This is a genomic window from Pedobacter sp. AC212, assembly GCF_979258625.1.
In genome coordinates, this window is the sequence record NZ_OZ409870.1 from 2,507,033 (window position 1) to 2,526,046 (window position 19,014).

21 protein-coding genes are annotated in these 19,014 nt (G+C 37.7%); 13 read left to right on the top strand and 8 right to left on the bottom strand.

Annotated elements, in window-relative coordinates; all coding sequences use genetic code 11:
• The first annotated feature begins 52 nt into the window (after window positions 1-52).
• Genes ACZZZC_RS10910 through egtD form a run of 5 tightly spaced genes read left to right on the top strand, consistent with a single transcriptional unit; the run spans window position 53 to window position 6,071 of the window.
• Window positions 53-1,435 (top strand): mercuric reductase, encoded by a 1,383-nt coding sequence (locus ACZZZC_RS10910; RefSeq protein WP_463487196.1) that lies wholly within the window; start codon window positions 53-55, stop codon window positions 1,433-1,435.
• Complete coding sequence (locus ACZZZC_RS10915; RefSeq protein ID WP_463487197.1) at window positions 1,428-2,381, top strand: ABC transporter ATP-binding protein; 954 nt, start codon at window positions 1,428-1,430, stop codon at window positions 2,379-2,381. The genes ACZZZC_RS10910 and ACZZZC_RS10915 overlap by 8 nt, the downstream gene beginning before the upstream one ends.
• On the top strand, window positions 2,374-3,948 hold the full coding sequence (locus ACZZZC_RS10920) for an ABC transporter permease/substrate-binding protein (RefSeq protein ID WP_463487198.1): 1,575 nt from the start codon (window positions 2,374-2,376) through the stop codon (window positions 3,946-3,948). Before ACZZZC_RS10915 ends, ACZZZC_RS10920 begins: the two co-directional genes overlap by 8 nt.
• On the top strand, window positions 3,945-5,093 hold the full coding sequence (egtB, locus tag ACZZZC_RS10925; protein ID WP_463487199.1) for an ergothioneine biosynthesis protein EgtB: 1,149 nt from the start codon (window positions 3,945-3,947) through the stop codon (window positions 5,091-5,093). Before ACZZZC_RS10920 ends, egtB begins: the two co-directional genes overlap by 4 nt.
• Before the next feature lie 3 nt (window positions 5,094-5,096).
• Complete coding sequence (gene egtD / locus ACZZZC_RS10930; RefSeq protein WP_463487200.1) at window positions 5,097-6,071, top strand: L-histidine N(alpha)-methyltransferase; 975 nt, start codon at window positions 5,097-5,099, stop codon at window positions 6,069-6,071.
• Here egtD and ACZZZC_RS10935 read toward each other — a convergent pair.
• Window positions 6,068-7,141, bottom strand: coding sequence for an aminotransferase class V-fold PLP-dependent enzyme (locus ACZZZC_RS10935; RefSeq protein ID WP_463487201.1), 1,074 nt, complete (start codon window positions 7,139-7,141; stop codon window positions 6,068-6,070). The two genes, egtD and ACZZZC_RS10935, sit on opposite strands and share 4 nt — an antisense overlap.
• A 77-nt stretch (window positions 7,142-7,218) precedes the next feature.
• Here ACZZZC_RS10935 and ACZZZC_RS10940 point away from each other — a divergent pair, with 77 nt between their 5' ends.
• Together ACZZZC_RS10940 and ACZZZC_RS10945 are read left to right on the top strand one after the other, a co-directional pair.
• Entirely contained in the window at window positions 7,219-7,695 is a 477-nt protein-coding gene (locus ACZZZC_RS10940) for a DinB family protein (protein WP_463487202.1), read from the top strand.
• 46 nt (window positions 7,696-7,741) lie between these two features.
• Entirely contained in the window at window positions 7,742-8,119 is a 378-nt protein-coding gene (locus ACZZZC_RS10945) for a VOC family protein (RefSeq protein ID WP_463487203.1), read from the top strand.
• 48 nt (window positions 8,120-8,167) lie between these two features.
• On the opposite strand, the gene ACZZZC_RS10950 is transcribed toward ACZZZC_RS10945, so the two are convergent.
• Together ACZZZC_RS10950 and pta are read right to left on the bottom strand one after the other, a co-directional pair.
• Window positions 8,168-9,364 (bottom strand): acetate/propionate family kinase, encoded by a 1,197-nt coding sequence (locus tag ACZZZC_RS10950; protein WP_463487204.1) that lies wholly within the window; start codon window positions 9,362-9,364, stop codon window positions 8,168-8,170.
• An 8-nt stretch (window positions 9,365-9,372) separates the two neighbouring features.
• Window positions 9,373-11,460, bottom strand: coding sequence for a phosphate acetyltransferase (pta, locus tag ACZZZC_RS10955; RefSeq protein ID WP_463487205.1), 2,088 nt, complete (start codon window positions 11,458-11,460; stop codon window positions 9,373-9,375).
• 149 nt (window positions 11,461-11,609) lie between these two features.
• Here pta and ACZZZC_RS10960 point away from each other — a divergent pair, with 149 nt between their 5' ends.
• Window positions 11,610-11,888, top strand: a complete 279-nt coding sequence (locus ACZZZC_RS10960) for an Rdx family protein (protein WP_463487206.1) — start codon at window positions 11,610-11,612, stop codon at window positions 11,886-11,888.
• A gap of 3 nt (window positions 11,889-11,891) precedes the next feature.
• Here ACZZZC_RS10960 and ACZZZC_RS10965 read toward each other — a convergent pair whose 3' ends face one another.
• Entirely contained in the window at window positions 11,892-12,110 is a 219-nt protein-coding gene (locus ACZZZC_RS10965) for a DUF6965 family protein (protein ID WP_463485989.1), read from the bottom strand.
• Window positions 12,111-12,318: 208 nt separating this feature from the next.
• Between ACZZZC_RS10965 and ACZZZC_RS10970 the strand changes: the two genes are divergently transcribed.
• Together ACZZZC_RS10970 and ACZZZC_RS10975 are read left to right on the top strand one after the other, a co-directional pair.
• On the top strand, window positions 12,319-13,395 hold the full coding sequence (locus ACZZZC_RS10970) for a PAS domain-containing sensor histidine kinase (protein ID WP_463487207.1): 1,077 nt from the start codon (window positions 12,319-12,321) through the stop codon (window positions 13,393-13,395).
• Between the two features lie 89 nt (window positions 13,396-13,484).
• Complete coding sequence (locus ACZZZC_RS10975; RefSeq protein WP_056850165.1) at window positions 13,485-14,135, top strand: response regulator; 651 nt, start codon at window positions 13,485-13,487, stop codon at window positions 14,133-14,135.
• A gap of 111 nt (window positions 14,136-14,246) precedes the next feature.
• On the opposite strand, the gene ACZZZC_RS10980 is transcribed toward ACZZZC_RS10975, so the two are convergent.
• A complete protein-coding gene (locus tag ACZZZC_RS10980) occupies window positions 14,247-14,612 on the bottom strand; it encodes a response regulator transcription factor (RefSeq protein ID WP_463487208.1) in 366 nt (121 codons plus the stop codon).
• 198 nt (window positions 14,613-14,810) lie between these two features.
• On the opposite strand from ACZZZC_RS10980, the gene ACZZZC_RS10985 reads away from it, so the two are divergent.
• Window positions 14,811-15,092, top strand: coding sequence for a hypothetical protein (locus ACZZZC_RS10985; protein WP_463487209.1), 282 nt, complete (start codon window positions 14,811-14,813; stop codon window positions 15,090-15,092).
• 180 nt (window positions 15,093-15,272) lie between these two features.
• Here ACZZZC_RS10985 and ACZZZC_RS10990 read toward each other — a convergent pair whose 3' ends face one another.
• Both ACZZZC_RS10990 and ACZZZC_RS10995 read right to left on the bottom strand, forming a co-directional pair.
• Window positions 15,273-15,632: a hypothetical protein gene (locus ACZZZC_RS10990; protein ID WP_463487210.1), complete on the bottom strand. Its 360-nt coding sequence runs from the start codon at window positions 15,630-15,632 to the stop codon at window positions 15,273-15,275.
• Between the two features lie 275 nt (window positions 15,633-15,907).
• On the bottom strand, window positions 15,908-16,528 hold the full coding sequence (locus ACZZZC_RS10995; RefSeq protein WP_463487211.1) for a DUF4142 domain-containing protein: 621 nt from the start codon (window positions 16,526-16,528) through the stop codon (window positions 15,908-15,910).
• Between the two features lie 304 nt (window positions 16,529-16,832).
• On the opposite strand from ACZZZC_RS10995, the gene ACZZZC_RS11000 reads away from it, so the two are divergent.
• A complete protein-coding gene (locus ACZZZC_RS11000; protein ID WP_463487212.1) occupies window positions 16,833-17,033 on the top strand; it encodes a hypothetical protein in 201 nt (66 codons plus the stop codon).
• A 34-nt stretch (window positions 17,034-17,067) separates the two neighbouring features.
• On the opposite strand, the gene ACZZZC_RS11005 is transcribed toward ACZZZC_RS11000, so the two are convergent.
• Window positions 17,068-17,592 carry an RNA polymerase sigma factor gene (locus ACZZZC_RS11005; protein ID WP_056850159.1) on the bottom strand — a complete coding sequence of 175 codons (525 nt, stop codon included), beginning with the start codon at window positions 17,590-17,592 and terminating at the stop codon, window positions 17,068-17,070.
• Window positions 17,593-18,007: 415 nt separating this feature from the next.
• On the opposite strand from ACZZZC_RS11005, the gene ACZZZC_RS11010 reads away from it, so the two are divergent.
• Complete coding sequence (locus ACZZZC_RS11010; RefSeq protein ID WP_463487213.1) at window positions 18,008-19,012, top strand: LLM class flavin-dependent oxidoreductase; 1,005 nt, start codon at window positions 18,008-18,010, stop codon at window positions 19,010-19,012.
• Window positions 19,013-19,014: the final 2 nt, after the last annotated feature.

Genomic DNA, 19,014 nt, shown 5'->3' on the forward strand with positions numbered 1-19,014 from the left:
AGCTTTCAAACAATGAACCGTTTTCCTCGTTTTACTGCTGTAATAACTTAACATGAAACACTACGACGTCATTATTATTGGAGCCGGACAGGCGGGGATTCCGCTTGCTAAAAAATTAGCAAATGCAGGGATGAAAACAGCGCTTGTTGAGAAAAGAATTGTGGGGGGTACCTGTATTAACGACGGTTGTACACCTACAAAAACAATGATTGCCTCAGCCCGGGCAGCATTCCAAGCCAAAAATGCCGGAAAACTTGGTGTTGTAATTGGAGATATTAAAGTTGATCTTAAAGAAATCAAAAAGCGGAAAGATGGAATTGTAAAATTATTTCAAGAGTCGGCTCAAAAAGGAATTGAATCAACTAAGGGCTTGAAGCTATATATGGGAGCCGCTACTTTCACAGGGAAAAAGGAACTCAAAGTGGAAATGAATGATGGAGGAAGCGAAAACTTATCAGCAGATTTAATTTTCATCAATACCGGTGCGAGTACGGTAATTCCAGATATTAAAGGTTTGAATGAAGTGGAATATCTCACTTCAACTTCTATACTAGATTTAACTGAAATTCCAGAGCATCTTGTGATCATTGGTGGCAATTATATTGGTTTGGAGTTTGGCCAAATGTTTAGCCGCTTTGGTAGCAAAGTAACTATTCTAGAAAAATCATCCCATGTTTTAGCAAGAGAAGATCATGATGTCTCGGATGAACTTTGCAAAGTTTTAGGGAACGAAGACATTAAGTTTTTGACCTCAGTAGAAGTGTCTGAAATTAAGAAAGTGAAAAGTGGGTTAACAATTGAAATAAAGCAAAAATCAGAAAATAAAACTATCAATTGTACTCATTTACTGGTTGCGGCCGGTAGAAAACCACAAACCGAAAATCTGGGGCTAAACTATTGTGGGGTAAAAACCAATGAGAAAGGTCATGTGATTGTGAATACGAAGTTAGAGACCAATGTTAAGGGTATTTATGCTTTGGGCGATGTTAACGGCGGTCCGGCATTTACACATATTGCTTATAACGACCATGTAATTATTTACCAAAATCTGGTAAAAAAGGAAAACCTTTCTACAAAGGGGCGTCCGGTTCCATACTGCATGTTTACTGATCCGCAACTCGCAAGGATAGGAATTTCGGAAAACGAAGCAAAGGAGCGAGGTTTAAATTACAAAGTTGCCGTGTTGCCAATGGCTAATGTTGCCCGAGGTATTGAAACCGGAGAAACATTTGGTTTGATGAAAGCCATAGTTGACGCTAAAACCAAGAAAATTTTAGGAGCTACAGTAATTGCTGCGGATGGGGGCGAAATTATGTCGGTTTTGCAAATGGCTATGCAAGGCGGTATTACCTATGATAAAATTCGATATGGCATTTTTGCCCACCCAACTTATACAGAATCATTGAACAATCTTTTTATGAAATTGGATGATTAGTGTTAATGGAATAAGTAAAAGTTTTGGCGGCAATGAAGCCGTTAAAAAGATTTCTTTTGACGTATTGCCAGGAGAAAGCTTGATTCTTCTGGGAACAAGTGGTTGTGGCAAGACAACTACCCTTAAAATGATAAATCGACTGATTGCACCAGATTCGGGACAGATAAACATTAACGGCAAAAATATTGCGGGAGAAAAACCAGAGATTTTGCGTCGAAGCATTGGTTATGTGTTGCAGAATAATGGCTTGTTTCCACACTACACGGTGGCAGAAAACATTGCCATTGTACCCAAACTTCTGGGCTGGGATAATAAAAAAACGATATTAAGAACTCAGGAAATTTTAGAAAAGCTCCATTTATCAGAACAGTATCTGTCTATGTTTCCAAATGCATTAAGCGGTGGGCAACAACAACGCGTTGGCTTGGCCAGGGCATTGGTAACCGATCCATCTATTTTATTGATGGATGAACCCTTTGGCGCTCTGGATAATGTAACCCGAACCAGCATCAGAAAAGAATTTAAGGCTCTAGAAGAACTTAAACGGAAAACAATGGTGATGGTGACGCATGATATTCATGAAGCTTTTGAGCTTGCAGACCGCATTTGTTTAATGGATAAAGGAAAAATTATCCAGATTGGCACACCAAAGGAATTACTTTTTAAGCCAGTAAATAAGTTTGCAAAGGATTTTTTGGCAGGCGAAAAGTTATCGTTAGCCTTTAAAGCTGTTTCATTAGATGATTTATGGTATTTTTTACCAACATCAGATATACGAACACCCAACGCTATTCCATCTACTGAAAGCGTATGGGATACAATGGAAAAGCTGCAAATGCAAAATAGTATTGAGGTTAAAAATCAATCTGGTAGTTATAAAAATATCGATTTCGATAAATTAACCGCGGCATTTAGTTTATATCAAAAAAGGAATCGCCATGAATGAGAACCAGCAAAGCTTGTGGCAATTCATGGCAGAACAGTCAGATAAGCTGTTCAATCAAACCCTCCAACATTTAGGTTTAACATTTATTTCGCTGTTTTTTGCGGTTTTGGTTGGTGTGCCTTTAGGAATTTTGATAGCCAGAAAACGGAAACTTTCAGGATCGGTTTTGGCTTTTGCGGGTGTTTTGCAAACTATTCCGAGCATTGCCTTATTGGGATTTATGATTCCATTATTAGGAATTGGTGCGAAGCCCGCTATTGTTGCGTTGCTCATTTATGCGCTTTTGCCCATTATCCGAAACACTTATACGGGCATTGTAGGCATAGATGCCAATGTACGTGAGGCTGCAAAGGCGATGGGAATGAGTGTGAAACAAATTCTTTTCAAAGTAGAGCTTCCGCTAGCCATGCCTGTAATTTTAGCTGGAATACGCACCGCTACCGTCATCAATGTGGGCGTCGCAACGCTGGCATCGTACATCGCTGCGGGTGGTTTGGGTGAATTTATTTTCGGGGGAATATCATTGAACAACACCAATATGATTCTTGCTGGTGCAATTCCTGCAGCAGTTTTGGCCATTTTATTAGATGCTTTACTGGCGCTACTTCAAAACCTAAATATCAAGAAACTAAAGCGGGTATTGATCATTCTTCCTATTGTGATTTTAATTTTGGGTGGCTTTTATTTGCTGCCTAAAGCTTACGGAAGTTCGCTCACTGCTGGTTTTACGCCAGAGTTTATGGGCAGGCAAGATGGCGATTTAGGGTTAAAATCCGTTTACGGTTTAAAAATCCATACGATCGTGATTAGTGATGCGGTAATGTACAAAGCAGCTTTTGAGAAAGAATTGGATGTAATTAGCGGATATTCTACCGATGGAAGATTGAAAGCATTCGACTTGATCATCTTAAAGGATGACAAAGGCATTTTTCCACCTTACTATGCAGCACCAATTGTTAGAACATCTTCCCTAAAAAAGTTTCCTGAATTAGAAAAAACACTAAATCTTCTAGAAGGCAAAATTAACGATTCTATTATGACTGATCTTAATTACAAAACGGATCAGTTACACCAAAGTCCGGAGCGGGTTGCGAAGGAGTTTCTGGTAAGTCAAGATTTGTATAAGTCGCCGCTAAATGGTAAGGGAGAAACGGTACGAATAGGTTCTAAAATTTTCGGCGAACAGTACATTTTAGCAGAAATGTATAAAATGCTTATTCAGGGAAATACAAACTATCAGGTGGCTACTAAAACGGGTTTGGGCGGCACAAAAATTTGCTTCGATGCCTTGGTTAACGATCAGATAGATGTTTATCCGGAATATACAGGAACCGGATTGTTGGTTCTGCTACAACCCAATGCAGATTTTGCAAAGAAAATTGCTCATGATAAAGATAAAGCCTACAACTACGTTAAAGATGAATTCATCAAGAAATTCGGAATTAAATGGTTAACTCCAATTGGTTTTAATAATTCTTATGCTTTAATGATGCGTCGAAAACAATCAAAAGAACTTGGTGTTTATTCTATCACAGATCTGAAGCAATATCTAGACAACAACAAATGAATTTAAGCGAAGAATACTTGCTAATTAGAAAGCATTCTGAAGAAATATGTGAGCCTTTGCAAACGGAGGATTATGTAGTTCAACCGATAGTTGACGTTAGCCCTCCAAAGTGGCATTTGGGCCATACCACCTGGTTTTTCGAAACCTTTATTTTGAAACCCTTCTCGCCAGAATATCAGGAGTTTAATCCAGATTATAATTACGTTTTTAACAGCTATTATGAAACCGTTGGCGCAAGGGTAATCCGTACCGATCGTGGTAATTTAAGCCGGCCAAGCGTGAACGAAGTTTATCAATATCGTGCTTATGTAGATGAAGCCATGGCTAAATTACTTTCTTGCCCTGTAGATGAGAAGTTAACAGAATTGCTGCATTTGGGTTTCAATCATGAGCAACAACATCAGGAACTTCTGCTAACAGATATCAAATATATTTTAGGTAATAATCCGTTGTTTCCAGTGTACAACACAAATTGGAAAGATAAAAGCTTACCGACATCTGAACCACAAATGATAGATGTTCCGGAAGGCGTTTATGAAGTTGGATACAGCGGTAATGGCTTTTGCTTTGATAATGAACTATCGAGACACAAAGTATATCTTCAGAATTTCGCCATAAGTACCGCTTTGGTAACTAACGGAGAATATTTGGATTTTATTGAAGCTGGTGGTTATAAAAATTTTAGCCTGTGGCATGCGGAAGGTTGGGATTGGGTAAACAACAATCAAATTGTAGCACCCATGTACTGGAGCAAGATGGATGATGCCTGGTTTAATTACACGCTTAATGGCTTGCAATCGATCGACCTCAAAGCGCCTGTAACGCATTTAAGCTATTACGAAGCTTATGCCTTTGCCAGTTGGAAGGGTTTGCGTTTGCCTACCGAATTTGAGTGGGAAATAGCAGCACAGCAATTGAATTGGGGGGCAAGATGGGAGTGGACTGAAAGTGCTTATTTGCCGTATCCAGGTTTTAGTAAAGCACCAGGTGCGCTCGGAGAGTATAACGGCAAATTTATGGTAAACCAAAAAGTACTTCGTGGTGCATCGGTTGCCACACCTCTAGGACATGAACGCAGCACTTACCGCAATTTTTTTCATCCACATTTAAGGTGGCAATTTACAGGCATAAGATTAGCAAAGTAACCTATGGATTCTATTATTACCAATCAGATTGCGTCAGTTAGTACATCATTTTTAACTGATGTTTTACAAGGATTGCAAAGTAAACCTAAATTTTTAAGCTCCAAATATTTCTATGATGAAAAAGGCGATCGCATATTTCAACAAATCATGGATATGGATGAATACTACCTTACCGATGCAGAGATGGAGATTATGGAGCAACAATCTTCAGAATTAGCAAGATTTATTGCTGTTAATGATCAACCCTTTGATTTGATTGAGCTTGGCGCTGGCGATGCGACAAAATCTATTCATCTATTAAATGCCTTGTTAAAACAACAGCTTAATTTTACTTATTTCCCTATTGATATTTCAACGCATGTAATCAACGATCTGGAAGAAAATCTACCTAAGAAACTTCCTCAGTTGAAAATGGAAGGACTTAATGGCGATTATTTTAAGATGCTTAAAAAAGCAAAGGAGATTTCCAGTCGCCGGAAAGTGGTTTTATTTATGGGCGCCAATATCGGTAATATGAACTTAAGCGATGCCGAGCAGTTTTGCTGTGATTTACGGAATGAGCTTGCCCCAAATGATTTACTGATTATCGGATTTGATTTAAAGAAGAATCCGAAACAGATTTTGGCAGCCTATAATGATCCTGCGGGGATTACGCGTTCATTCAATTTGAATCTTCTTGATCGGATAAATAATGAATTAGATGGTGATTTTGATGTTTCAAAGTTCGATCATTACGCATCATACGATCCTGAAACCGGAGCTTGCAAAAGTTATTTAATCAGTTTGCAAGAGCAGTGGGTAAACGTAGGCGATGAAACCATTCACTTCACCGCAAATGAATTTATCTACATGGAGATCTCACAAAAATATTCTCTTGAAGATGTAGATGCGTTGGCTAAAAAATCTGGCTTTAACCCAATACATCGATTTTTCGATCATCAGAAATATTTTACAGATGCCGTTTGGAAAGTAGATTAACTTTTGCCATCAAGCACATCAAGCAGTTTCTGTAAATCATCCTCAGTATTATAAAAATGGAACGAAAATCTCGTTCCAGCGCCCCTTGCTGAACATAGAATGTTAGCTTCAGCCAGTTTTTGCACCAATTTTTCTTCCAAAGGTAGGCTGATAATGGTTGATTGGCTTTCTCTCTCTGTGATCCAAACTGGGAGTAAACCTTTATTGTGAAATTCTAATCTCGCCTTTTGGCAAAGGAATTGGTTGTTTTTTTCGATGTGCTCAAACCCGGTAGATTGTAAGAAATTAAGGCTATGATAAAGCGAGCCGAAATTTAAGGTATCTAAATGGCCAGGTTCAAAACACATATCCAAATGACTTTTTCCAATTAAAAATGGCGCTGTTGGAAGTTTTTTATTCACTCGATCTTGATAGAGTTCGCCAATTAATTGTTCTGATAACAAAGTGAATCCATTTCCAAATCCAGAAAGTAACCATTTATAGCCACTCGAAATGAGTGCATCTAAGCCTGATTGTTTAAAGTTAAATGGTGTTGTGCCACAAAACTGTGTTCCATCTGCCAGCAACAAAATCTGCGGATAGGTTTGCTTGATTTTCTTGATGAAATCTTCTGATAATTTATAACCACTAATATATTGCACCATACTGAATGCAAAAGCCGTAGGCTTAAAGTCTTCAATTGCTTTAATAATATTCTGCTCCAGGTTTACATCAATATCAACCTCTGTAAATTCAAAACCTAAAGTTTTTACCGGATAGGCAAGGGAAGGATAATCTTCTTTTAAAAGCAAAAATCGATGGTTCAGATCCAGCCCATTGAGTAAGGTATTAAATCCAAACGAAAAGTTTGGGGTTAGAAAGATATGTTCTGCCTGATAAATTTCAGCAAGTTTCTTTCTTAAATCTTCGATTATCGTAGCCTGGTTTACCCTAAAATTGCTTCCTTCATTAAGGTACTCAACATCGTGTTTGTTGCGCCATTCTAATAGCGGTTTACCTAGAATGCCAGAATAAGCAGTATTTAGGTAGGTGCTGTGATATAAAACCGGAAATAAATCTTGAACGTTCATGATCAAAAGTAATAGAAAATAACCACCCAAACCATAAGCTTTCTATTTTGTTAATTCTTTACTATACCCTTTACCAAATGGAAAATCATACTTCAATTTTAATTAACGAACTTAAAAAATTATTGGGTGGCGGAGGAGCGCATGTAGGTTTGAAAGAAGCACTTGCAGATTTAACAATTGAGCAGGTTTCAAAAAAGCCTGATCTCCTACCTTATAGCATCTGGCAATTGGCAGAGCATATCCGTATGGCCCAATGGGATATGCTCGAATTTAGTAAAGATGGCAATCATCAATCTCCGAAATGGCCGGAGCAGTATTGGCCGGAAGAAGTTGCTCCAGAAAGTGAAGAAGCCTGGAATAAAACCATCGCCAGTATAGAAACTGACCTAAAAAAATTTATTAAATTAATGGAATCGGCAGATCTTTACAGCCAAATTCCACATGGGCAGGGACAAACACTGCTTCGCGAAGCGCTGCAAATTGCTGATCATAATGCCTATCACACTGCTGAAATAGTAGTGATAAGAAGATTAATCGGTGCCTGGAAGAGTTAACTAATACAAGCGCCCCAAATATTGTTTTACTAATTTTTATATGATCATGTTACAAACAAGCAAAGCATTTAGTTCATTCTCTGTAAAGAACATTGAAGAGGCAAAAGCATTTTATGAGTTAATTGGTTTGAAAACCAAAATAGGAGAGATGGGCATCTTGGAGTTGGCACTTGAAGGGAGTGAAAACATCATGCTCTACCCGAAAGATAATCATGAACCGGCAACTTTTACAGTATTAAACTTTCCTGTGAACAATATTGATGAAGCTGTGGATGAACTGATCTCCAAAGGAATAAAGTTCGAACAATACGATTCAGAATATCTTAAAACTGATGAGAAAGGCATCTCGAGAGGCGAGCAAGGGCCGAAGATTGCCTGGTTCAAAGATCCGTCAGGGAATATTCTATCGGTTTTGGAAGGGTAAATTTGAATTCATCAATCAGCTGAAAGGAGCTGATTGATGAATTTTTAATTAGGCCAATAGCCCAAAACATTGGTGGGCTATTTCGTATTCTTCATTGGTTGGGATCACCAGAATTTTTACTCGGGATTCGTCTGTACTTACATCTGCAATTCCGCCCGAATAGTTTAAGTTACTTTCGGCATCCATTTCAATACCGAGATAATTCAGCTCATCGCAAACGGAAGCACGCATTAATTTGTCGTTTTCTCCAACACCGGCTGTAAATACGATAGCATCAAGGCCATTCAAAATTGCTGCATAAGCACCAATAAATTTTTTAATTCGGTAAGCATATAGCTGGAGTGCTAAAATTGCACCATCACTACCTTCAGCAGCCAGCTTTCCAATGTCACGCATATCGCTCGAACCGCCTACGCCTAACAATCCCGACTGTTTATTAAACAAAGTGCTTAATTGATCGAGGCTATAACCCGCATGTTCTATTAAATGAAAAATCACCGAAGGGTCGATATCGCCAGAACGCGTACCCATCATTAATCCACTTAAGGGGCCAAAACCCATACTGGTATCTATCGATTTTCCATTTTGAACGGCAGTCATGCTGCAACCATTTCCCAGATGGATAGTGATAATTTTTGAATCTTTTTTATCCAGCCATTTAATCGCTTGCTCACTCACATACTTGTGGCTGGTTCCATGGAATCCATATAAACGAATTCCGTGTTCGTTGTAGTACCGATTCGGAATGGCATACCTAAATGCTTCCTGTGGAATAGTTTGGTGAAAAGCGGTATCAAAAACCGCAATCTGTTTAGCTTTTGTAAAGGTTTGTTCGGCAACTTCTATGCATTTCAAGTTAACAGGATTATGGAGTGGGGCCAGAGAAAAAAGTTTTCTAATCTGCGCCTTCACTTCTCCTGTTATTAACGTAGGTCCCGAAAAGTGTTCACCTCCATGCACCACACGGTGGCCAACGGCAGCAATATCATCTGGACTAGCAATAACCGCTCTTTCGCCCTCGCTTAGCAAAGCTAAAACTTGATTCAAACCTTCGCCGTGATCGATGATGAAACCATTTTTTTCGGTTACAAATTTCTCTCCGCCTGCGTAAACCGTATGTTTAATATAAGAGCCTTCAATGCCAATGCGTTCAACCAATCCACTACAAATTGGCGCCTGCACAGGCATTTTAAAAAGTTGATACTTAAGGGAACTGCTCCCAGAATTTATAACTAAAATATTCATGTTTTTTTTTATAGGTCTTGACATTGTATCGCGGTAATCACTACCGTATTAAAAATATCATCAACAGTACAACCCCGACTAAGGTCGTTAATAGGTTTATTTAATCCCTGCAACATTGGGCCAATGGCTAATGCGCCAGTTTCGCGTTGTACAGCTTTGTATGTGTTGTTCCCTGTATTTAAATCTGGGAAAATCAAAACACTTGCCCGGCCAGCAACTTCCGAGTTCGGCATTTTTTGCTTACCAACTATAGGATCTACAGCGGCATCATATTGGATCGGTCCTTCGATTTTAAGCTCAGGATATCTTCCCCTAACAATTGCAGTAGCTTCCCTCACGCGTTCTACATCTTCACCTTCCCCGGAAGTGCCGGATGAATAGGACAGCATAGCAATTCTCGGTTCAATGCCAAATTTTGCGCTACTTTCTGCTGATGAAATAGCAATTTCTGCAAGTTGTTGTGCAGTTGGATTGGGGTTTACAGCACAATCGCCAAAAATGGCTACCCGCTCGGGTAAACACATAAAAAATATTGATGACACTACGGAAACGCCTGGTCTGGTTTTTACAAACTGCAAGGCCGGGCGGATGGTATGTTGAGTGGTGTGCACTGCGCCAGAAACCATTCCATCGGCATCGCCCTTGTAAACCATCATCGTTCCAAAATAAGAAACATCTGTCATCATATCCCGAGCCATTTCCAGATTTACATTTTTGGCCTTTCTTAACTCGTGCAAGGTTTCCACGTAAGAATCGTATTGCTCGGAAAGCGCAGGATTGTGGATATGAATGGTGTTCAGGTCCAGGTTTAAGCCAAGTCGTTTGATAGAATTACTAATCTCCAATGGATCGCCCAACAACGTAATGTCAACAATATCCTGGGCAATCAATTTCTCAACTGCTTTCAAAATTCGCTCATCATTTCCTTCGGGAAGAACAATGTGTTTCTTTTCTCTTTTGGCCCATTTTACCAATTGATACTGAAACATGTGCGGGGTGATGCCCTGATAGCTGAATGTGATGATTTTATCATCAAGCGCTTTTAAATCAACATGTTTTTCAAAAATATCTATGGCTAACTCAATTTTCTTTTTGTTATCTATGGTGATTTTAGAATGAATCGAACCAATAGTTGTAGTGGTTTCAAATGTTCCCTTTTGAACCGCAATAATTGGGATAATGGTTTGCAAACCTTCGATAAGCTTAATCATTGGTTCATCGGGCAAACTTCCTGCTGTAAGTACAATTCCGGCAATTTTAGGGTAATTAGCGGATAAGTTGGCTTGCAACGATCCGATGATAATATCGCCCCGATCACCAGGGGTTACAATAAGCAGATTATCTTTAATGTGCCTTAAAAAGTTTGGCAGCATCATCGCACCGGTTACAAAATTATCAACCTGATTATCGAGCAAATCGGCACCGAATAAAATATCAGCATCAAGCGCAGCCGCAATTTCTTTCATAGTTGGGCTTTGCAAACCACTTTCAATCGGAATTACGGCTATTAATAATTCTGGCGGTAATTGATTGGTTAAGGCCTGTTTAATACGTTCTGCTTCTTCAGGATTAACCATGTTGGCCACCACACCCAAAACCTGCACATCTCTTAACAAAAAGTTGCGGTAAATATTGATGGCGCTTTTAAATAACTGACTTGCCGTTTTTCCCTTTCCTGATACTACAATCAACACCGGAGCACCCAGGTTTTTGGCCATCAACGCATTCGATTCAAATTCGAAGGCGCTGCCTTCACCTAAAAAATCGCTTCCTTCAATTACAGTGAAATCATAATTATCTTCTAATTTTTTATATTTACTGATGATCGTATTGATAATTGTGCCGCTATCTTCAGCCTGGTGAAGCATATCTTGTCGGGTAAAGGCAAAAGCATCTTCGTAACGAATCGGTAATGCGAAGTAATCAAGCATTGCTTCTACGTGTTCGTCTTTTTGATTTGGATCTTCTTGAGCAATGATTGGCTTAAAATAACCTACTTTTTGGGTTTTAGCCAGTAGCATGTTTATCATGCCAAATGCAATCACTGATTTTCCGGTATAAGGCTCTGCAGATGCTATAAAGATGTTCTTCGTCATAAAAAAAGGATAAGGCTGATTAGAATAACTAACTTTTGCCAATATAGTTGGAAATTTTTTAAATCTATATTAAAAAAGTAGCCCACCTAATTGCAGCTGAAAATTTGAAATTAAAAAGGCTAACAAAAAGATATTGATATATTGGTAAAATGAAACCTACAATCACCATTGAATATTGCCCGAAATGCGGATGGCTGTTGCGATCGGCGTATATGGCGCAAGAAATTTTGAACACTTTTACAGATGAAATTAAGGGAGTAATGCTCATCCCAAGCGAAATAGGTGGTAAATTTACCATCACTATTGATAGCCAAGTCATTTTTGACCGCAGTGTAATGGAACGTTTCCCCGAAATCAAGGAGCTGAAAAAATTAGTTCGAGATCATGTAAGTCCAGATAAGGATCTAGGGCATACCGATCGAAAATAACTGCTACGCGTTCGATTCGATAATCAATTTAAGGGTCTTAAGCCTATAAATAAGCGGCTGATTTACTTTGGATGTTAGGTTGGCCTTTAACGGCTGGAAATGACTTTGCAAAAAATGATCGTAATCTGTAATCTCTGTTGCTTGGTTCAAAAAAATAGGCACAGGTTGTTTTCCTGCTTTTGTAAAAAAATCTTCTAGCTCCTGAAGCTCCTGCATTGTCATGCCACTAAGTTACAAATGAAAATTTAATAGATTTCAATATCACTGGTTCATTTTATTATTTAGCTATCACTCAATACCTTTTATTTTACGGCCATGTTTTCAAAAGCTATCATATGGCCTCAAAACGCCGTTAATAAAATAAATAAAACCATATCGCATTATTTTGTGTTCATGAATTGCTTTTGATGCCTAATTAATACACCACCAAATGAAGGAGATAAGTACTGAATTATTTTATAAAATTGGGGAAAGTGCTAATGATGGATACTTCATCTACAATTTGCAAACTGAAGATTTTATTTACATTAATACTGCATTGGCCCATATTTGGGAAGTCGATAAAGAATCTCTTCTGCAGAAACCAAAATTATTTCTAGGCAAAGTTTACAGTGATGATGTAGAACATGTTATTTCCTGTTACGAAGAATGTTTGGAAGATATGGAACCTAAGAAATATGAATTTCGACTAGGTTTTGAAAATTCCAGAGAGAAATATGTAAAAGTGAGTTTGTATCCAATTAAAAATGAGGAAATAATCATTTGTGGCATAGTCGAGGATATCACTGTAGAACGCCACAATAAGTTGCTTGTTGATCAAATCAATTACAGGAAAAATATTACACTCGAAGTTTTATCACATGATTTAAAGGAACCTCTTGGCATGATGAAGTTAACCGCATCATCGATGGAGAAAGATGTAGCTAAAATTGGTGATAAAAATCTGCAAAAGTCGTTAAGCTTTATCGTAGATATGTGTGATCGAAATACGCGATTAGTGCGGAGTGTCATCAATCACGAATTTATAAAGAGCAACATCATAGAAATTAATAAAGACAGGCTGGAATTGGTGTGGGAGCTAAAAGATGCCTTACGTTATTATAGACGATCAAGGTTGAGCAATGTTCGTAATTTTAAGTTCAGCAGCAATCAGGATAAGATTTACCTGTCGATTGATGGAATGAAATTTCTGCAAGTGATCAATAATTTAATTTCAAATTCGATAAAGTTTACTGATGAAAATGGCACCATTGGCGTAACCGTAAATGATGTAGGGAATGCGGTAGTGATTTCAGTTTATGATAATGGCAGGGGAATACCGGAAAACATGAGGGCAGATTTGTTTGAAAGGGCAGAGCAAGGATTTCGAGCTGGCTTAGTTGGCCGGGATTCTGGTGGCTTAGGAATGGGCATTATTTACAACATTGTAAAGTTGCACAACGGACGAATTTGGTTCGAAACCGAAACAGGAAAAGGGACCACTTTTTTTGTAGAATTACCCAAATAAATACTTGAATCGTTGCTTTTACAGCCATATTCGCGACTAAGCGAAATGCCCCATTTTCTGAATCAATTTCCTTCAATTATATTTGGTTTATGATCAAAATAATCCTGGTAGATGACCATCACTTGATGCGTGAGTCGCTTACCGCACTTATGGATAAATACGAATCGGTTGAAGTTGTAGCCGATGTTGCCAATGGAAGAGAACTACTTAATTTAATTGATACTGGCATTCAGGCTGATATCATTTTATCGGACGTAATGATGCCCGAAATGGACGGTATCGAAATGATTCCGCTGGTAAAAAAGAAATCTAAAAACCTAAAAATTGTATTGCTTAGTGTGCTGGAGGATGAAAAATATCCTTCTAACGCTTTTTTAGCTGGAGCGAACGGCTATTTATTAAAAAGTGTAGGTGCCGATGAATTGATGTTTTGCCTTCAACATGTAATGAAAGGGCATAAATATATCTCGTCGAGTTTATGTATTTCTATATTGGAAAGATATAATAGTCAGCTAGTTATGTTGTCTCCTGAGCAAAATCATCGTCTTCAGTTTTCAGAAAGGGAGTTAAGTGTTTTAAAGTTGATAGGCGAGGGAATGACCAATCAGGAAATGGCTGATAAACTCTTTCTAAGTAGAAGAACAGTTGAAGGTTTAAGGCAAGCATTAATTGATAGAACAGGTTGCAAAAATACGGCAGCTTTAGTACGTTTTTCTATTTTGAACGGCTACGCCATCTAATCAAATGGCCAAATTTTGGAGCGAAAATTTGGCCTTTTTTTAAAATGAGTATATTATCGCGTACTAATACTTTTAGGGGTTAGTCTGTTAGCCCTCTATCAAATCAAACGTTTATTGGTTTTGAGTGAATTTTTTAGCTGTAGCAATTACTTCATCAATATCAAATGGCTTATAAATTATACCATCTGCTTTAGATTGGATCGTATCGATTTGATTGGGCGACATTGCAGAAATTAATATGATGGGTAACTTTTTAGCGCCTAACTGATCCTTAATTTTATTGCATAATAATCTCCCGTCATCGGCACCTAAATGAATATCTAAAAATAGAATATGAGGATTGAAAGTATTTATGGTTTCGAAAACGTTCAGTGCTGAATAAATGCACTTAGTTTGGTAACCTTCTTGTTCTAAAATCATGCAGAGCACATCTCCATTAGAGGGGTCATCATCCAATACCAAAATTCGATTGTGCATAAACTTAACTGGTTAAAACGATAAAGTTAACCATTCACAGTTCAAACGAACCCGAATAAATACGTTAAAAATTACGTTTAATAGGTTTTTAATGGCGTTCTAATGAGCAAAAGCCTTTGTAAAAAAGTTGTGGAGATGTAGTGTTTTCTAGGTAAAGCGGGATAGATTTGCTATTTTAAGACAATCAAATTCTTAATTATGGAAAGAAATTTAGAGTACATTAAAATTCCTAATTTCCTCAATCGTATTAGGAACGAATGGCCAGGAATGATTGATCGTTTCGAGTTTAAAACACCAACAGTGATTTACGTTCACTTGAAAGAAGGCATCTCAAGTATCGACTTTTTGGGGCGACTATCGAAGAAGGTAGAACGAATGATCGATTTTTCCATTCCAATCATTTTATACCACGTAGAACGCGACGGAATGAGTCTTCGATCTCATCCTATCAATTGGTATTCCACTATCGAAAACGCATAGAGAATCCCATCAATTAATTTTATATTTCATTAAAAAGAATAGTTTAAGTAAAACGGGAGTTGCAATGCTCCCGAAATTTCTTTGTCACTATCGCGATGCTCAGTTAAGCTGGGCATCACTTAGTAACTATTTCTGCTATCATAGAGAAATCGAATTGATGATATTTCTTCAGTATCTAGTCTATTTTACTGATCGATTTTTCGGCAAGCTAGCCTGATAAATTATGGCTGCCGCCAATATAGAGGTTAAAAAGAATCCTTCCACAATATTTGCTTTTTTGCTTTTTTTCAAGCCTTGGTAGAAGCGATAAACCGCTATTCCACCTAAACCAGCCAGCTCGAAAGTTAGCGGACTGGAAAATGCTCTCTCAGGCGAATGTGATAGCGTTTTATTAATGCTTGAATCAGCTAAATTTACACTTTTCGCTATTCTTTTTTCTATCGTTGGTCGCGGCAAATAAATTCCTAATCCCATGCCTATTGCACTAAGGCCATCAATGAGGAGATTGTAGGGTTTGAGTGTATTGCGTTTTGTCATCATTATTAACTTAGTATTAAAATAATATTAGAATATTTTTCTGTTTGTAAAACATTCTTTGGTTTTAATTGTCTTTGATCTACTATCCCTATAATTTATTCTTGATTTAACATGGAACAAGGCAGAAGACCTGATCAAATGGAATTTAGCTCCAAAGCTAGTTTCTATTGTATTTTAGCAGCATTTGTATTGGCAATAATTTTCTCCTTTATTCAGCCTGCTTTGAAAAAAGGCTTTCCAGAAATGAGCATGATTTTTAAAAATCATTAAGGAGTATTTTATTGCCTTGGGTCATTTCCTTGCCCTGTTTTCTGCGCTCTTAGCTCTTTCTCAAGTTTCTTGCTTTGTCCATATGTAACTTCCCACTTAGGCTTAGTAAGTGTTGCGAACGCCGCTATATCTGCATCTTTGGAAGTGGTTGCCTGTCCAAAACGATCTATTGTTTTTTGATATTCTTCAATAACCGACTGAAGAAAATATTCATTCCTATCTTCTTTTTCATAAGTATCTAGTTTTTTTACATTTTGAATTGGCGTTTGAGGAAGCGTTTGTGGCAATTGATAGCCTTTCTTCTTCGCTAAATTTTCCAATGAAACCTGATAGGCTTTATGATCGGAAACTAGTTCTTTCGCCAATGAAATTAGATTAGGTTTCGCTCCCAGTTGAATCATCTTATTTGCGAATTCGATAGTAGTTAAATTACTTAGTGCAACATTCTTTAAAAACTTTGTGTCGGTACTGTCTAACGTGATTGATTTGCTAATCTGGCTAATTCCGGTATCGGCAACTATAGTATCAGAAGCTAGTTTTTGACCGCTGTCGGATTTATTTTCTGAACTTGTACAGCTTGCTACAACCGTAAAACACAATGCCGCTAGTATATAATGGGTATCTCTCATGTTAATCCTTTAAAAAATCAACACCATTAATATTTTAATGTTTTGAGAATTTGAAAATGGTGGCTGCCGAAAATAGAAATTGATTGGTATCGCCTATGTTAACTAAAGCTGAAGCATTGATGCTAGTTCTTATTGAAAGCAAAGGAACTGCCGTTAGACAAAAATAATTAACACTGATTAAGCTGCTTGTTGCTCTGCGATAATGTTTTAAAACGAGCAGTAAGATAAGATTACAGCTAATAAAAATCAAAAACTTCAAACTTTTAGCTATTAGATTGATTGTTTAATAAGAAATATCAAGCTTATGAATACGGACAATCAAAAAAAGAATCATCAAGAAGAGGATGAAGACAAAAAAGATAAATTAGGAGTGATACCTAATGAGGAGTTGGATGGCAGTGATGCTGATAAAGCTTATGATGAGAACGGTGATTTTAACCAGTCAGGAGATGTTAGCACGGATCAAAGTGGTTCTGATGCTGATGCAGATGAAAAATCAACCTAAATAAAAAACCCCGATTTTCAGTCGGGGTTTTTTATTATGGCCTGTAGTAGGCATCTGTTTTATAATTCTTGAGGTTTTTCTTTAATTCAATTCTGGCCTGATGGATATGTGTTTTTACAGTACCAATGGGTAAACCCAATTCTTCTGCAATTTCATGGTATTTGTAACCTTCGAAGTAGCGCACAAATGGATCGCGGTAAGCTTTTGGCAATCTATCCAATGCACCTTGAATGTCGTTCATCATAAACTTGTTCTCAGCCACATTTCTGGTTGCGCTATGACTTAAATTTGCATACGTGATTTCTTCCTCCGTGGTAATCAATGCATTTTTCTTAGCAGTTTTACGATAATCATTGATAAACGTATTACGCATGATTACGAAGAGCCAGCCTTTTAAATTCGATCCTTCCTCAAATTTGTGAAAAAACCGGATAGCTTTCATCAATGTATCTTGAACAAGATCATTGGCGTCGTCCAGGTCTTTGGTAAATTGTAACGCATGAGAGCGGAGCGAGCTTGCATTGCTATTAACAATGCTGCTAAATTCTGTTTTATTCATGGGATAATGTTTTAAGGTGATTGTCTATCAACGGACAAACTTCATACCGCTAACATTAACTGTTATTTATTCGCGTATAACTACTCATGATGATTTCGCTAAATGCATTTTTATTAATAATAGCTTATTTGCATTACACTACCACTAGTTCCATTACGAGTACTTTTAATTGGATAAATACTGGAAAATCAGTTATTGTAAAGGATTTGATATACAAGATGATAACTTTCATGGTGACTGTAGCACACTACAAAAACTGATGAAAAAATACACAATTTGTTGCCGTCAGTGTATATTACTTACCTACTTCTTCTGTAAAATGACGCATTTGTATATTGAAGGTCAAATAACAATTGAGAAGATGCAAGCCATGTTTTTTAAAGATATTTTTGTGCTTTAATTACAAAAAGCGCACATGAATATCACTTCATTAAAACATATTCCTTATTCCGTTCTCGATTTAGCAACCGTATTAGATGGTTATACTGCAGCCGATACGTTTAAAACAAGTTTAGAAATTGCCCAACAATCAGAAGCTCTTGGCTATACCCGTTATTGGTTTGCCGAACACCACAATATGGCAGGCGTAGCAAGTTCGGCAACAGCGGTATTGATAGGTTTTATTGCCGGAGGTACCAAAACTATTCGTGTAGGTTCGGGCGGGATTATGTTGCCGAATCATTCTTCATTAATTGTAGCAGAGCAATTTGGAACGCTGGCTTCACTTTATCCAAATCGAATAGATTTAGGTTTAGGCAGAGCGCCAGGAACGGATCAAATTACTGCAATGGCGATTAGAGGAGAAAATATGCATGCTGCACATAACTTTCCAAAAGATATTGAGCGATTACAGCAACTGTTCTCTGCCGATAATCTTCATTCAAAAGTTCGTGCCATTCCAGGCGAAGGACTCGATATTCCAATTTGGGTATTAGGCTCTAGTACCGATAGTGCAAGATTAGCAGCAGAGAAAGGATTACCGTACGCTTTTGCCAGTCATTTTGCACCAGCATTATTTGAACAAGCAGTAGCTATTTATAAAAATAATTTTAAACCTTCTGTTTTTCTTGCCGAACCTTATGTTATCGCTTGCGTTAATGTGGTTGCGGCCGATACAGATGAGCAGGCTGAATTCTTATCGAGTTCGGTTAAAAAAATGTTTTTAGGTGTGATAACTGGTAGGAGAGAGCGACTTAAGCCACCTGTAGAAAATATCAATGCCCATTGGGATCAGCTGGAAAAAGAAGCTGTTGAGCAAATGTTATATTATTCTTTTATTGGCAGTAAAGAGACCATTAAATTAAACTTAGCCGCATTTGTTTCCAAATTCGGAGTGAATGAAATTATGAGTACTTCTCATATTTACGATCATCAAGCGAAGCTTTATTCAAACAAATTGTTCGCCAGTATATTTGAATAAAC